This window comes from Pseudomonas sp. 20P_3.2_Bac5, from assembly GCF_025466035.1.
GTDB lineage: Bacteria > Pseudomonadota > Gammaproteobacteria > Pseudomonadales > Pseudomonadaceae > Aquipseudomonas.
In genome coordinates, this window is the sequence record NZ_JANLOA010000077.1 from 17,273 (window position 1) to 31,429 (window position 14,157).

12 protein-coding genes and 2 riboswitches are annotated in these 14,157 nt (G+C 66.9%); of the genes, 1 reads left to right on the forward strand and 11 read right to left on the reverse strand.

Features of this window, described 5'->3' with window-relative positions:
* The first annotated feature begins 104 nt into the window (after window positions 1–104).
* A complete protein-coding gene (locus NTD88_RS14505) occupies window positions 105–611 on the forward strand; it encodes a GNAT family N-acetyltransferase (RefSeq protein WP_262154653.1) in 507 nt (168 codons plus the stop codon).
* A gap of 222 nt (window positions 612–833) precedes the next feature.
* On the opposite strand, the gene NTD88_RS14510 is transcribed toward NTD88_RS14505, so the two are convergent.
* The 11 genes from NTD88_RS14510 to NTD88_RS14560 form a co-directional block, all read right to left on the reverse strand.
* Complete coding sequence (locus NTD88_RS14510) at window positions 834–2,171, reverse strand: OprD family porin (RefSeq protein WP_262154652.1); 1,338 nt, start codon at window positions 2,169–2,171, stop codon at window positions 834–836.
* 35 nt (window positions 2,172–2,206) lie between these two features.
* Complete coding sequence (locus NTD88_RS14515) at window positions 2,207–2,644, reverse strand: pseudoazurin (RefSeq protein WP_262154651.1); 438 nt, start codon at window positions 2,642–2,644, stop codon at window positions 2,207–2,209.
* Window positions 2,645–2,660: 16 nt separating this feature from the next.
* Window positions 2,661–3,452 carry an ABC transporter ATP-binding protein gene (locus tag NTD88_RS14520; protein ID WP_262154650.1) on the reverse strand — a complete coding sequence of 264 codons (792 nt, stop codon included), beginning with the start codon at window positions 3,450–3,452 and terminating at the stop codon, window positions 2,661–2,663.
* Complete coding sequence (locus NTD88_RS14525; protein ID WP_262154649.1) at window positions 3,449–4,489, reverse strand: FecCD family ABC transporter permease; 1,041 nt, start codon at window positions 4,487–4,489, stop codon at window positions 3,449–3,451. The genes NTD88_RS14520 and NTD88_RS14525 overlap by 4 nt, the downstream gene beginning before the upstream one ends.
* Complete coding sequence (locus tag NTD88_RS14530; RefSeq protein WP_262154648.1) at window positions 4,489–5,505, reverse strand: ABC transporter substrate-binding protein; 1,017 nt, start codon at window positions 5,503–5,505, stop codon at window positions 4,489–4,491. The genes NTD88_RS14525 and NTD88_RS14530 overlap by 1 nt, the downstream gene beginning before the upstream one ends.
* 145 nt (window positions 5,506–5,650) lie before the next feature.
* Window positions 5,651–5,853, reverse strand: a riboswitch (cobalamin riboswitch).
* 121 nt (window positions 5,854–5,974) lie between these two features.
* Window positions 5,975–9,532 carry an urea carboxylase gene (gene uca / locus NTD88_RS14535; RefSeq protein ID WP_262154647.1) on the reverse strand — a complete coding sequence of 1,186 codons (3,558 nt, stop codon included), beginning with the start codon at window positions 9,530–9,532 and terminating at the stop codon, window positions 5,975–5,977.
* Window positions 9,533–9,688: 156 nt separating this feature from the next.
* Window positions 9,689–10,324, reverse strand: a complete 636-nt coding sequence (locus tag NTD88_RS14540; RefSeq protein ID WP_095158750.1) for an urea amidolyase associated protein UAAP2 — start codon at window positions 10,322–10,324, stop codon at window positions 9,689–9,691.
* A gap of 9 nt (window positions 10,325–10,333) precedes the next feature.
* Complete coding sequence (locus tag NTD88_RS14545; RefSeq protein ID WP_262130015.1) at window positions 10,334–11,062, reverse strand: urea amidolyase associated protein UAAP1; 729 nt, start codon at window positions 11,060–11,062, stop codon at window positions 10,334–10,336.
* 2 nt (window positions 11,063–11,064) lie between these two features.
* Entirely contained in the window at window positions 11,065–11,865 is an 801-nt protein-coding gene (locus NTD88_RS14550; protein ID WP_262154646.1) for an ABC transporter ATP-binding protein, read from the reverse strand.
* A complete protein-coding gene (locus NTD88_RS14555) occupies window positions 11,862–12,677 on the reverse strand; it encodes an ABC transporter permease (RefSeq protein WP_095158753.1) in 816 nt (271 codons plus the stop codon). The genes NTD88_RS14550 and NTD88_RS14555 overlap by 4 nt, the downstream gene beginning before the upstream one ends.
* Before the next feature lie 22 nt (window positions 12,678–12,699).
* Complete coding sequence (locus NTD88_RS14560) at window positions 12,700–13,764, reverse strand: putative urea ABC transporter substrate-binding protein (protein ID WP_262154645.1); 1,065 nt, start codon at window positions 13,762–13,764, stop codon at window positions 12,700–12,702.
* A 59-nt stretch (window positions 13,765–13,823) separates the two neighbouring features.
* A riboswitch (guanidine-I (ykkC/yxkD leader) is annotated at window positions 13,824–13,923 on the reverse strand.
* Between the last annotated feature and the right edge of the window lie 234 nt (window positions 13,924–14,157).

Sequence of the window (14,157 nt, forward strand, 5' to 3'; positions counted from 1 at the left end):
AAGATGCCGGGCGGCGGCCGATGTTTTTGTTAGAGTTCGCGGATTTAATGGGAGGTTTCTGGAGTGGGTCAAGCAAATCCGGGCTTTTTTTGTGGCTTATTGACATGAGTGCGGTGGATGTCCGCATCAAGGCGCCGGGCGAGGGCTCTATTGCCGAGACGGTGGCTTTTGTCATGGCTGCCCGCGCGGTGATCTTTCCGATGCTGGCGGATTCGCCGATGCCGACTGATCTGGCGGATTTTGCGGGTAGCTACCAGGCGCCCGCGCAGGGGCGTTTTCTGATTGCCCGTGACGGCGAACGTATTGTCGCGGCCATTGGTTACCTGCCGTATGACCACCGCTTTGCCCAGTTCGACTATCGTGGGCGGCGGGTGGTTGAGGTGGTGCGCTTATTCGTCGAGCCGGCGTACCGGCGGGGCGGGTTGGCGCGGCGGTTGTACGAGGCGCTGAAGGCGTTGGCGGTGGAGCAGGGCGTGGAGGTGTTGTATCTGCACACCCATCCGTTTTTGCCGGGTGCCATCGAGTTCTGGCAGCGGCGGGGGTTTCGGATTGTGGACGTGGAGGACGATCCGGTTTGGCGGACTACGCATATGGAATGGGGTCTGGCTTGACGCGGTACCTGTAGGAGCGGCCATTAGCCGCGATGGGCCGCACAGCGGCCCCAAAACCATCCAGCTCGAGATGGCTGTCTACATCCGGCATTTCTTTCAACCTTGAGGATGTCTGAATGTGAGATCCCAACCCGCCAGAAACAATGTGCTGGATGGATTCAGGGCCGCTGCGCGGCCCATCGCGGCTAACGGCCGCTCCTACAGGTTCCGCGTCGTGCCCGCTCAGAACCCACCACTCAACGGATACTCAACCGCGAACCGCACCTGATCGGCATCCGTCTCTGCCTGCGCCGCATTGCCGCGGTGCACACTGTGCCGCAGCGACAGCGCGAGGTTTTTCGCCGGACCGCTCTGCACCACATAACGCGCTTCCAGATCCCGCTCCCAATGCCGGCCACCCTCGCCATAACCCAGCCAGGCATAGCCACCCCGCGGATCGACATGGCTGCCGTCGATCCCGCTGCCGCGCACATACAACGCGCTGAACACCAGCCCCGGAACGCCGAAGGATTGCATCGCCAGGTCGTAGCGCGCCTGCCAGGAGCGTTCGTTCGGCGCGTTGAAGTCGGACAGTTGCACGGCGTTGCTGATAAAGATGGCGCCACGGGTGACGTAGTCGAACGGCGTGTTGCCGTCCACGGCCTGGTAGCCGAGGCTGAAGGTGTGGGCGCCGCTGCGGTAGTTCGACATCAAACTCCAGGTGGTGTTGTCGATGTCACCCGACAGCGCCTTGCCGGTGTCGCTCGTGCGGTAGAGGTTGAGGTCCAGCCCCAGCGAGCGGTCGCCGGCCAGCGGCTTGCGGTAGCTGGCGCTGAGGTAGTGCTGGCGCCAACTGTCTTCGTAGCGCGAGGTGTAGAGGCTGGTCACCAGGCCCGGCACGCCGTCGTAGACCACGCCGGCCAGGTCGAAGCCGTTGCCCTGTTTGCCGTTGGAGTAGTTCACCACGAAGCCGCGGTCATGGCTGGAGGCGTTGCGGTCGGTGCTTTCGTTGAAGTGGCCGCCGACCAGTTTGAGGTTGGGGATTTCCTGGCTGGTGAGGAAAAAACCGGTGGCGGTTTCCGGCAGCAGGCGGCTGTCGGAGGAGCTGAACACCGGCGTTTTCACCCGTTGCTCGCCGTAGCTCAGGGTGGTGTTGGACCAGCGCAGTTTGACCGCCGCGCCACCGCGGGCGGCGTTGTCCTTGGGGTGACCTTCGTTGTCCAGGCCCAGCAACCGCACCTTGCCGGCCCGGCCGCCGCCGCTGTCCAGTTGCCGTGCGTAGTAGAGGTGGGCGTCGACGCCAACTCCGACGGTGCCTTGGGTAAAGCCCGATTGCACGCTGCCCATCAGGCCGTAAGCCCATTCTTCGGCGGCGCCGTTGCGTTGGTCGCGGGGTTTGTAGGCGTTGCGCGCGCCGTTGCTGCGGCCGCCATGGCGGTAGTCGCGCTGGTCGAACACGCTGCGGTTGAGCAGCAGCCAGGTGCTGTCTTCGATAAAGCCGTTGGCCTGGTCCTGGGCCGATTCGGCATGAGCCAACGTCGGGGCCACGAGGGCCAGGGCGAGGTGGTGGAGCTTGATCACGGGCGGATCCTTCCGTAGCAGATAAAAAGCGCGGTTCAGCGTGGCGGCAGTTCGCGCTGGATGATGGTGGTCAGGCGCTGGCTGGCGCGGAGATTGAGGCTGGCGGGCGGCACTGGCGTCGCAGCGCCCGGCTCACCAACCTGGATCGCCATGACCATGCCCATCGACACATGGGGGCTGCACTGGATGCCATAGAAACCCGGAACGTCGAATGTCACTTCCAGCGGCTGGTTGATCTTGCTCTTGAACGGCTCGGCGCCGGCGGGCAGCAGACCGTCGATGGTCGCGGCGTTATGGCCGCTCTGGGACGACAGGAAGCGCACGCTGTCGCCGGGTTGCAGGCGCAGGAAATCCGGCTCGTAGACCATGGCCCCGGCGGCGCCCCGGTTGAGCATTTTCACTTCGTGGACTTCGGCCACGGCCACGGGGCTGAACAGCAGGGCCAGCAGTGCCAGCCTGGAAAGAACGTGCATCGGATACCTCGAAAAATCAGCGCGGACGCAGGCGCAGGAAGCGGCTGCCGTCCAGCGGATCGTCAATGAAATGGCCGTGCACGCCGAAGGTGTCGTGCAGGCGTTGTGGGGTCAGGACTTCCAGCGGCGTGCCGAGGGCTACCAGCCGGCCGTGCTGCATCACCGCGAGGCGGTCGCAGTCCAGCGCCTGGTTGAGGTCATGCAGGGCGATCAGCGTGGTCACCGGCAGTGCTCGCACCAAATGCAGGATGCTCAGTTGCTGCTGGATATCGAGGTGGTTGGTCGGCTCGTCCAGCAGCAGGATGCGCGGCTGCTGGGCCAGGGCGCGGGCGATGTGCACGCGCTGGCGTTCGCCGCCGGAGAGGCTGTGCCAGGTGCGCTGCGCCAGGTGCGCCATGGCCACCGCCTGCAAGGCCTGGGCGACGATGGCGTCATCGGCCGCGCTCCATGGCGACAGCGCCGACAGCCAGGGTGTGCGGCCCAGCTCGACGGCGTCGCGCACGCTGATGGCGTCATCGGTGTTGGCCTGTTGCTCCACCACCGCCAGCAGCCGGGCGATTTCGCCACGGCGCAGCTTCGCCAGCGGATGATCGTTGAGCCGGACTTCGCCGCTGTGGGGCTTGAGCAGACCCGCGAGCAACTTCAACAGGGTGGACTTGCCCGAGCCGTTGGGCCCGACGATACCGAGGGTTTCGCCGGGGCGGACCTGCAGGTCCACCTCGGCCACCAGCGGCGTGCCTTTGATCTGGTACCCCAGGCCCGTGCAGGCGAGGGCGGCGCAGTGCTGTGTCGGCTCGAAGGCATTCATCGCGAACGTTGCCCCCGGATCAGGATCAGGGCGAACACAGGCGCGCCGACCAGCGCGGTGATCACCCCGATCGGCAGCACCTGGCCCTTGATCAGGGTGCGCGACAGCACATCCGCCGCCATCAGGAACAGCGCGCCGCACAACGCGCTCAACGGCAGCAGGCGGGTGTGTCGCGGCCCCGCCAGCAGGCGCACGGCATGGGGAATCACCAGGCCGACGAAGCCGATGGAGCCGACGATGGACACCAGCACCGCGGTCATCAGCGCCGCGCACGCCACCAGCACGATCTGCACCTGGCGCACCGGAACGCCTAGCGCCGCTGCGGCGTCCGCGCCGAAGGTGAAGGCGTCCAGCGCGCGCCGATGCCACAGGCACAGCACCAGCCCCAGCAGCACCACCGGCAGCGCCAGCCCGACCGCCGGCCAGCGCACGCCACTGAGGTTGCCCAGCAGCCAGAACATCAGGCCGCGGGCTTGCTCGGCGCTGGCCGAGGCGGTGATCAGGAACGAGGTCAGGGCATTGAACAACTGCGAGCCGGCGATCCCGGCGAGGATGATCTGCCCGGTGCTGCCGGCCCCGCGTGCACCGCGCGCCAGCAACACCACCAGGGCGAAGGCGGCCAGGGCGCCGAGAAAGGCCCCGCCGGACATCGACAAGGTGCCGGCGCCGACCCCGATGATCGCCACCAGCACCGCGCCGGTCGACGCGCCGGCGGAGATGCCCAGCAAGTACGGATCGGCCAGTGGATTGCGCAGCAGCGCCTGCAACACCACGCCGGACATCGCCAGGCCGGCCCCGCAGGCGCCGGCCACCAGCGCGCGGGGCAGCCGGTAGTTCCAGATGATGCCTTCGTCGATAGGGTCCAGCAGGTGGCCGGCGCCCCACAACTTGTTGCCCAGCACGTCCAGCACCACGGACAGGCCGAGGCGGGTTTCGCCGATGCTGGCGGCGATCGTCACCGCCAGCGCGAGCAAGGCGCCGACCCACAGGGCGTGGCCCAGCAGGCGCAGGACGAGGCGGGCGACAGCGTGGGGCATCAGTGGTCCTGCCGCAGCTTCTGGCTGGCGGCGGCCAGGGTTTCGATGCCGTCGACCAGGCTCAGGCTGGCCTGCATGGCGTTGGCGTCGAGGATGATGATGCGGTCGTTTTTCACCGCGTCCATGTTGCGGGTGACCGGGTCGTTCTTGAGGAATTCGAGCTTCTTCAGGTAGTCGTCGGCGGGGAAGCGGCGACGGTCCATGCGGGCGATGACGAGGAAGGTCGGGTTGGCCTTGGCGATGGTTTCCCAGCCCACGGTGGGCCATTCTTCGTCGGAGGCGATGACGTTGCGCATGCCCAGGCTGTTCAGCATGAAGTCGGGAATGCCCTTGCGCCCGGCCACGTAAGGGTCGATATCGAGGTCGGCGCTGGAGAACCAGAACACGGCCGATTGATCCTGATCGCGGCGCTGGCCGGCGTTGTCGGTGACCTTGGCCAGGCGCGCCTTGAGGTCATTGACGACGGCTTCGCCGCGGTCCTGGACGTCCATGATCTGCGCCAGTTGTTCGATGCTCTTGTACAGGCTGTCGATCTGGAACGCCTGCAGGCGGGTGCCGTCGGCGCCGCTGAGGTTGTCCTTGCCTTCGCAGTCGGACGGCATCAGGTAGGCCGGGACCTTGAGGTCGGCGAACTGCTCGCGGGTGCCGACCACGCCTTGCGGGCCGACCATCCACTCGAACTGCACCGCCACCAGGCCGGGACGCTTGCCGATCACCGCTTCGAAGCTCGGGTCGTTGTCGGCCAGGCGCTCGACCTTGGCGTTCTGCGCCTTGAAGCGCTCCGGCACGTCGCTGAACCACAGCGACGTGCCGGCCAGCTTCTGCTCAAGGCCCAGGGCGTAGAACATCTCGGTGCCGGACTGGCCGATGGTGACCGCGCGTGCCGGAGCCTGGTCGAAGGTCAGCGGGGTGCCGCAGTTATCGATGGTCAGCGGGTACGCGGTGGGCGCGGCGAGGGCGGTGCTGGCGAGGCCGAGGCTGGCGAGCAGGGCGAGCGTGAGGCGGGACAGGGGCATGCGGATGCGATCTCCATTCGAACGTGTGCGTGGCGGACGGCACAGGTCTGGAAAACACATCCCGAAGACGCGCAAGCGCGCGGGGCAGCCGAAAACGGTTGCCGTGCGGAAACGGAATGCCCTTCCCGGACACCCCGCCGGTGGGTTTGCGATGCTGCTGGCCGGCAGGTCTCCTGACTGGCGCGTCATCACCATGCTCCTGCCTTCCCGGGCGTGGCCCAGTGGCGTGTGAAAAAGGAGCAGGCTCGGCGCCTACAGTTGCGGGGGCAGTTGCGTTTTCGCACCGGTAAGCGGCGCGGACGAATTCCCTGTTAGTTCCTTTCGGAAACCGGCGGGGCGCGATGGTACGGGATAGAGCGGCACAGGGCCAGTGTTGGAGTGGTGGTGATGTTGAGGGCCTCATCGCTGGCAAGCCAGCTTGCCGGCGATGAGGCCCTCAGTGACAGCGATGTTGTCGGGGCGTCGAGCCTCAGCGATCCGCCAACACCACCACCCGCTGTCCCGCCCGCACCGGCGAGCCGGGCTCCACGCGCACTGCGGCCACCCGGCCATCGCACGGCGCCAGTACCGGGATTTCCATCTTCATCGACTCCAGCACCACCAGCACATCGCCGGCCTTGACCCGGTCGCCAGCGCTGACCTGCACTTGCCACAGGTTGCCGGCGATCGGGCTGTCCACGCCTTGCTGGCCGGCTTCGAGCGCTGCTTCTTCAGCCGCAGGGGCTGCCGCTTCGTCGCTTTCGAAATGGGCCTGGCCGGAGGCGATCCAGCGCTCGCGCTCGGCGTTGAACGCCGCCTGTTGCTGCGTACGGAAGGCGTCGATTCCCGCCGCCTCGCGGGCGAGGAACTCCTGGTAATCGGCGAGGCACAGTTCGCTCTCTTCGATCTGCAACGGGTAGCGCCCCAGCGGGAAATCACGGCGAATCCGCAGCAGTTCGTCCGCCGTCACCGGGTAGAAACGGATGCGGTCGAAGAAGCGCAGCAGCCACGGCTTGCCACCGAACGCGGCGACCTCGCGGTAGCGGTTCCACATCTGCAAGGTGCGGCCGACGAACTGGTAGCCGCCCGGGCCTTCCATGCCGTACACGCACAGGTAGGCGCCGCCGATGCCCACCGAGTTTTCCGCGGTCCAGGTGCGCGCCGGGTTGTATTTGGTGGTCACCAGGCGGTGCCGCGGGTCCAGCGGCGTGGCGACGGGGGCGCCGAGGTAGACGTCGCCGAGGCCCATCACCAGATAGCTGGCGTCGAACACGGTGCGCTGCACTTCGTCCAGGTTCGGCAGGTCGTTGATGCGACGGATGAACTCCAGGTTGCTCGGGCACCAGGGCGCGTCCTTGCGCACGGTGGTCATGTATTTCTCGATCGCCAACTGGCAGGCCGGGTCGTCCCAGGACAGCGGCAGATGGACCACCCGCGATGGCACGCGCAGGTCTTTTTGTTCGCAGACCTCGTCCCAGACGTCGCTGACGATGCCCAGCAGATCACGCAGCGGCAATACCTGCGGCTGGTAGTGAACCTGCAGTGAACGGATACCCGGGGTCAGGTCGATCACCCCCGCCAGTGCCTTGGCCTCAAGCGCCTGCATCAGCGCATGGCCGCGGAAACGTAGCACCAGATCCAGCTCCGCCGCGCCGATTTCCAGCAGCAGGTGGGTGTCGCCGGACAGCCGCGCCACCAGGCGCTTGTCGGCTTCGCCGCGGTCCAGCACGACCGGGTCGATAAGGTGCGTGGCGTCGAACGGCGCGTTGCCCGCGTGGGCCTGTTCGACACTGACCGGGACGAAGCGCAGCATGTCGCCGGCTTTCAACTGCCCCAGTTGCCAGAGGTCGTCCTGGATGATCGTGACCGGGCAGACGAAGCCGCCCAGGCTCGGGCCGTCCGGGCCGAGGATCACCGGCATGTCGCCGGTGAAATCCACCGCACCGATGGCGTAGGGGTTGTCGTGGATGTTGGACGGGTGCAGGCCGGCTTCGCCGCCGCTGTCGCGGGTCCACTGCGGTTTGGGGCCGATCAGGCGCACGCCGGTGCGGCTGGAGTTGAAATGCACTTCCCAATCGCTGGCGAAGAAGGTCTGGATGTACTCGGCGCTGAAGTATTCCGGGGCGCCGTGGGGGCCGTAGATCACCCGCAGGGTGCGCACGGCGGCGAGGCGGGTGCGTTCGCTGTCGGCCAGGCTTTGGCCGGCGCTGCGGTCGGTCAGCGGATTGAGGTGCAGCACATCGCCGGCGCGTAGCGCACGCCCGGCGTGGCCGCCGAACTGGCCGAGGGTGAAGGTGCTTTTGCTGCCGAGGTAGCCCGGCAGTTCCAGGCCGCCGCGCAGGCACAGGTAGCTGCGTGCGCCGGCGCCGGTGATGGCGCCGAGGCTCAGGGTCGAGCCGGCAGGGATCAGCAGGGCGGTGTCCATTGGCTGTTCGATGCCGTCGAGGCTGACGGGCAGCGCCGCACCGGTCACCACCACCACGGCCTCGCAGTTGAAGCGCAGGGTCGGGCCGCTCATGGTGATTTCCAGGCCAGCCATGCCTTCGGGATTGCCCAGCAGGCGGTTGCCGTGGCGCAGGGCGCGGCTGTCCATCGGCCCGGACGGCGGCACGCCGACCGCCCAGTAACCGAGGCGGCCGGGGAAATCCTGGACGCTGGTGAGGGTGCCGCCCGCCAGCACTTCGAAGGTGTGGGCCTGGTAATGCAACTGTTCCAGGCAACGGGTCCAGGGCTCGCCGCTGGCGAACGGGGCGAAACCGAGGATCTGCCGCAGGTACTCGCGGTTGCTTTCCACGCCGTACAGGCGGGTCTCGCCCAGCGCCTTGCCGAGGGCGGCGCTGGCCAGTTCGCGGCTTGGCGCCCAGGCGATCAGCTTGGCGATCATCGGGTCGAAGTAGGGCGGGATTTCGCAGCCGGCCTCGACCCAGGTATCGATGCGCAAGGCGCGGCCATCGGCCTCGGGGAAGGCCACTTCGGTGAGCAGGCCGGGGCAGGGCTGGAAGTTGCGGCCCGGGTCTTCGGCGTACAGCCGCGCCTGGATCGCATGGCCGCTCGGTTTCAGGTCGGCGATCAGTTGCGCCAGCGGCGGCAGGCAACCGGCGGCCAGTTCGATCATCCAGCGCACCAGGTCCACGCCCCACACCTGTTCGGTGACGCCGTGTTCCACCTGCAGGCGGGTGTTCACTTCCAGGAAGTAGAAGCGCTCGGCCTGGCTGTCGTAGACGAACTCGACGGTGCCGGCGCTGCGGTAGCTCACCGCCTTGGCGAGGGCGATGGCGGCGTCGCAGAGTTGCTCGGCCATGCCCGCTGGCAGGTTCGGCGCCGGGGTTTCTTCGATGACTTTCTGGTTGCGCCGCTGCACCGAGCAGTCGCGTACGCCGAGGGCGATCACCTCGCCCTGGCCGTCGCCGAACACCTGCACCTCAAGGTGGCGGGCACGTTCGATGTATTTCTCGACGAACACCCCGGCATCGCTGAAGTTGTTCTGCCCCAGGCGTTTGACCGCGTCGAAGGCGTCTTCAAGCTCCGCCGCCGAGCGGCACACGCGCATGCCGATGCCGCCACCGCCGGCGGTGCTCTTGAGCATCACCGGATAGCCGACCTGGCTTGCGGCGCTATGGGCAGCAGCGAGGTCGTCGAGCAGGTCGCTGCCTTCCAGCAGCGGCACGCCGTGGGCCTTGGCCAGGGCGCGGGCGGTGTGCTTGAGGCCGAAGGTGCGCAGGTGCTCCGGCGTCGGGCCGACGAAGGCGATGCCGGCCGCTTCGCAGGCTTCGGCGAAGGCGGCGTTTTCCGAGAGGAAACCGTAGCCGGGATGAATAGCCTGGGCGCCGCTTTCGCGGGCGGCGGCGAGGATCTTGTCGACCACCAGGTAAGTGCTGGCGGCAGGCCCTTCACCCAGGCTGATGGCCTGGTCGGCCTGTTGCAGGTGCTGGCTGGCGGCGTCGGCTTCGGCGTACACGGCAACGCCGCGCACCTCGAGTTGGCGCAGGGTGCGCAGGATACGGCAGGCGATGGCGCCACGGTTGGCGATCAGCAGCTTCTCGAACATGAGGCTGTCCTAACGGGGAGGGCGGGTCGTCCCGCCGGTAATCATCTGCGCCACGGTCGTCCGTGGCTGAACGCGCTCAGCGTTGCTTCGAAGGGCTCGACAGGCATTGCCCGGCACGGCTCTGGCAGAGGGAGAACAGCCAGCGACGCAAACGTTTCAGTTCCATATCAGCACCTGCGCGGGAGTCGGGTTCCAGCCATTGCACGGGTTGTTCAGTTGCGGGCAGTTGGAGATCAGCACCAGGGTGTCGATGTGCGCCAGCAGCTCCACGTACTTGCCCGGACCGGACAGGCCGTCCTCGAAGGTCAGGCCGCCCTCGGCGGTGACCGGCACGTTCATGAAGAAGTTGATGTTGGCGCTGATGTCGCGCTTGCCGAGGCGGCCGTCGTGCAGGCTGGCGCGCAGGAAGTTGTCGCGGCAACTGTGCATGTAGCGGGTGCTCAGGGCATAGCGCACGGTGTTGCTTTCCTGGGCGCAGGCGCCGCCGAGGGTGTCGTGGCGGCCGCACAGGTCGCGGGTGATGGTCAGCATCGGCTGGCCGAGATTGGAATACAGCACGCTGCCTTCGCCGAGGTACACCCGGCCCTGTTTGCGCAAGGTGCGTTGCGGGTCGTAGCGCTCGCGCGGGTTGCGCGCATTGAAGAACAGCGTGTCGACGGCCTGGTTGCCTTCGAGGTCGAGCAGGCGCAGGGTCTGGCCGGCCTTGACCTCGCAGATGAAGGGCTCGCCAGCAGCGATGGTGGCCTGGTAGACGGCGGTCTCGGCGCTACGGATTTCGGTTGTCGCGTTCATGGCGGGCCCTCAGACGTACAGGCGTTCGGTGTTGTGGAAGCCGCGAGTGTTTTCCGCGCGCGAGGTGCGGCAGAGCAGGCTGACGCTGTCGCCCTGGACCTGATGCCAGCTCAGGTGCAGCGGCTTGGGCGCGTAGCTCGGCGACGGGTCCATGGGGTGTTGCAGGGCGGTGAGCACCACCAGGGTGTCCATCGGCGCGTACAGCTCGATGTAGTCGCCGGCCTTGGAGTTGCCCGGCACGAAATGCAGGAAACCGTCGGCGTCCACGTCCACCCGGCTGAACAGGTTGATGTTCATCAGCAGGTCGGCCAGGCCGAGGTCCCACTTGCCCATTTCCACCAGCAGGTTGTCGACGCCGTTGCGGTGGAAGTCGTTGCGCAGTTCCTGATAGCGGCCGTCGCTGTATTTCTCCCGCACCTCGTCAGCGTTGAGCACGCCGCCGAGGCTGTCGTGCCAGCCGCAGGTGTCGGCGGTGATCGCCGCCAGCACCCGGCCCATGTCCGAATACAGGCAGTGGCCGCTGGTGAGGCGCGCGGTGTGCTGGCACTTGAGGGTGTCCGGCAGGTTCAGCCGCTCGCTTTTTTCAGCGGCGTTGAGCAACAGCAGGCTGGCGTTGGCGCCGCCTTCGAGGTCAGTGATGCGCAGCAGTTGCCCGCGCTTGAGCACGAACGAGGTGTGGCCGCCACCGGGAACGGTTTCCTCATACAGGGTGGGGCGCAGTTGCAGTGAGGCAGTCATGGTCAGGCTCCTTGTGTGGCGTGCAATTGGCTGGCGATGCGCGGCGGCAGCGCGTCGAGGGCGCTGCGGGCGGCGCGGCGATCGCTGTTGAGCGGGATGTCGTAGGTGATCCGGGCGCCGTAGGCGTTGGGCGCCTGGACCTCGCGGCGAATCTTGTCGAACACCAGCAGGCGGGTGCCGAGGCTGAAGCCTTCGCTGAGGTCGTGGGTGACCATGAACACGGTCAGCCGGGTTTCCCGCCACAGCTCCAGCAGCAGCGTGTGCATGTCCTTGCGGATACCCGGATCGAGGGCGCCGAAGGGTTCGTCCAGCAGCAGAACACGCGGCTTCATCACCAGCGCCTGGGCGATCGCCAGGCGTTGCTGCATGCCGCCGGAAAGCTGCGCCGGGTACTTGTCCAGCGCGTGGCCGAGGCCGACCTTTTCCAGCAACGCGGCCGCCTGTTCGCGGGCTTCGCGCTTGTGCCGGCCGAGCAGCCGACCAAGCAGCGGCGCGCGCGACAGTTCCAGGCCGAGGGCGACGTTGTCGAGCACGTTCAGGTGCGGGAACACTGAGTAGCGCTGAAACACCACACCGCGGCTGGCGTCGGGCTCGGCCACCAGTGGCAGGCCGTCGAGCAGGATGCTGCCGCGGCTCTGGCGCTCCTGGCCGAGCAGCAGGCGCAGAAAGGTGGACTTGCCGCAGCCGGAGGTGCCGACCAGGGTGCAGAACTCGCCTTCCGCGACGCTCAGCGAAAGGTTTTCCAGCACCACCTGATCGTCGTACACCTGCCAGAGGTTTTTCACTTCGAGAAAGGCGCTCATGGCCGGGCTCCTTCGTACCAGGGGAAGGCGCGGCGCGACAGCAGGCGCAGACCCAGGTCCATCAGCCAGGCCAGCACGGTGATCCACACCACGTAAGGCAGGATCACGTCCATTGCCAGGTAGCGGCGGACCAGGAAGATCCGGTAACCGAGGCCGTCGGTGGCGGCGATGGCTTCGGCGGCGATCAGGAACAGCCATGCCGCGCCCAGGCTCAGTCGCAGCGACACCAGCAGACGCGGCAGCAGTTGCGGCAGCACCACCCGCAGCAGCAGGGTCCAGGTGTTGGCGCCGAGGGTCTGCGCCTTGATCAGCAGCTCGCGGGGGATTTCCCGGGCGCGTTGCTCCAGGTCGCGGGCGATGGCCGGGGCGATGCCGATGACGATCAGCACCACCTTGGACAGCTCGCCAAGACCGAAGACGATGAACAGCACCGGCAAAATTGCCAGCGGCGGCACCATCGACAGCACTGTGAGCAGCGGCGACAGCGGCGTGCCGAACAGCGGCAGGGTGCCGGCGAGCATGCCCAGGGTCAGGCCGAGCAGGGCGGCGATGCCGATGCCCAGGCCGAGGCGGGTGAGGCTGGCGGCGGTGTCTTTCCACAGCAGGTAGTCGCCGGTGCGCTTGTCCTCGGTGAAGGCCATGCGCTGTACGGCGTCGACCATCTGCGCGGCGCCGGGCAGCAGTTTGTCGTTGGGGTTTTCGCTGAGCCGCGCCGCCGACCCGGTGAAGTAGGCGAACAGCAGCAGAGCGAAGGGCAGCAGCACCAGAAGCAGGCGCCCGGCCCGGTCGGGCTGACGGTTGATCAGACGCATGGCGAGTATCCCGGTCAGTGACTCAGAGGCTGCCGTCGGCGGCCATTTGCATGTAGCGCGGGTCGAAGCGCAGACGCAGGTTGTCGGCATCGCCGCGGACCACGTCATTGGCGAAACTCATGCCCACCGCATCCGCGCTTTGCGCGCCCTCGCCGAGCAGGCCGTGGTCGAAGCTGAAGCGGGCGACCCGGTCCATGGTCTCCGGCAGCGCCGCACTGGTGGCGAAGGCCACCGCTTCCTTCGGCGTGGCGAACAGGCGGGTGGCGTTCAACTGCGCCTGGTAGCCAGCGAGATCGGTGCCCGAGGCTTTGGCCATATGCTCCAGCGCCGCCTGGCCGCGCGGGCCGCGGTCGTGCATCAACGCGACGATTTCATACCAGGCGCCGGTCAGCGCCTTGCCCAGTTCCGGGTGGGCCTTGAGGGTGTCGCTGTTGACCACCAGCAGGTCCATGATTTCGCCGGGGATCTTGCTCGAATCGAACACCAGCGAAGTGTCCGGGATGGCGGCGACGGTGGAGAGAATCGGGTTCCAGGTGGTCACCGCCGTCACCTCGCGGGTGTTGAAAGCGGCGGCGAGATCGGCGTCGGAGGTGTTCACCACCTTCACATCGCGCTCGCTCAGACCGGCCTGTTCCAGCCCGCGGGCCAGCAGGTAATGCGAGACCGACAGCTCCACCAGATTGACCGACTGACCGCGCAGATCGGCGAGGGTCTTGCCCTTGCCTTTGAGCACCACGCCGTCGTTGCCGTTGGAAAAGTCGCCGACGATCAGCGCGGTGCTGTCCACGCCACCGGCGGCGGGGATGGTCAGCGCGTCCATATTGGTCATGGTGCAGCCGTCGAACTGGCCGGCGGTGTACTGATTGATCGACTCGACGTAATCGTTGAGCTGAGTGACCTTGATCTCGATCCCGTACTTGTCCGCCCACTTCTTCACGATGCCTTCGCTGGCGCCGTATTCCCACGGCATCCAGCCGGCGTAGATGGTCCAGCAGATGTTGAAACGGTCCTTGGCGAAAGCGCCCGGGGACAGCAGCACGGCGGCGAGGCTCGCGGCCAACAGGGAGAGCAGACGGGGTGTACGCATGAGAAACCTCCGGTTCGGTTATCGGGCGGGCAGGAGTCGAGCGGCGCGTTGGCGCTCTCTTCTCCCGGGCTTTTATCCCGCCGTGTAACCTCGCTGGAGGTCGACAGCTCTCGGACCAGACACTCGTTGTAGCGAGCCGGAACCCTAGCTGTCCATTTCTCGAATTGTGGTGCTGTTTTGGCCGGGGTGGGCCGGTGACTCCTGCACGGTAGAGGTGAGAGCAAGAGGTGTGCCGGGTTTGGGGGGAGGTGCGGATTGTGTGGGGTGTGGGGGGGTGGTGAGGTTGGAGTGGGGAGGAGGGTGCCCGGTTATGAGGCGTGGGTGGGGAGGGGTGATGCATTGTGGTGCTGGGTTGTGGTGATTGCACTCTTCCAGGTCTTTCACGCTGGTGTG

Excerpts from the sequence above, each read along its gene's own strand:
- NTD88_RS14505 (WP_262154653.1), top strand. The coding sequence starts at position 105 with ATGAGTGCGGTGGATGTCCGCATCAAGGCGCCGGGCGAGGGCTCTATT.
- NTD88_RS14515 (WP_262154651.1), bottom strand. The coding sequence starts at position 2,644 with ATGCACGTTCTTTCCAGGCTGGCACTGCTGGCCCTGCTGTTCAGCCCC.
- NTD88_RS14520 (WP_262154650.1), bottom strand. The coding sequence starts at position 3,452 with ATGAATGCCTTCGAGCCGACACAGCACTGCGCCGCCCTCGCCTGCACG.
- NTD88_RS14525 (WP_262154649.1), bottom strand. The coding sequence starts at position 4,489 with ATGCCCCACGCTGTCGCCCGCCTCGTCCTGCGCCTGCTGGGCCACGCC.
- NTD88_RS14530 (WP_262154648.1), bottom strand. The coding sequence starts at position 5,505 with ATGCCCCTGTCCCGCCTCACGCTCGCCCTGCTCGCCAGCCTCGGCCTC.
- uca (WP_262154647.1), bottom strand. The coding sequence starts at position 9,532 with ATGTTCGAGAAGCTGCTGATCGCCAACCGTGGCGCCATCGCCTGCCGT.
- NTD88_RS14540 (WP_095158750.1), bottom strand. The coding sequence starts at position 10,324 with ATGAACGCGACAACCGAAATCCGTAGCGCCGAGACCGCCGTCTACCAG.
- NTD88_RS14545 (WP_262130015.1), bottom strand. The coding sequence starts at position 11,062 with ATGACTGCCTCACTGCAACTGCGCCCCACCCTGTATGAGGAAACCGTT.
- NTD88_RS14550 (WP_262154646.1), bottom strand. The coding sequence starts at position 11,865 with ATGAGCGCCTTTCTCGAAGTGAAAAACCTCTGGCAGGTGTACGACGAT.
- NTD88_RS14555 (WP_095158753.1), bottom strand. The coding sequence starts at position 12,677 with ATGCGTCTGATCAACCGTCAGCCCGACCGGGCCGGGCGCCTGCTTCTG.
- NTD88_RS14560 (WP_262154645.1), bottom strand. The coding sequence starts at position 13,764 with ATGCGTACACCCCGTCTGCTCTCCCTGTTGGCCGCGAGCCTCGCCGCC.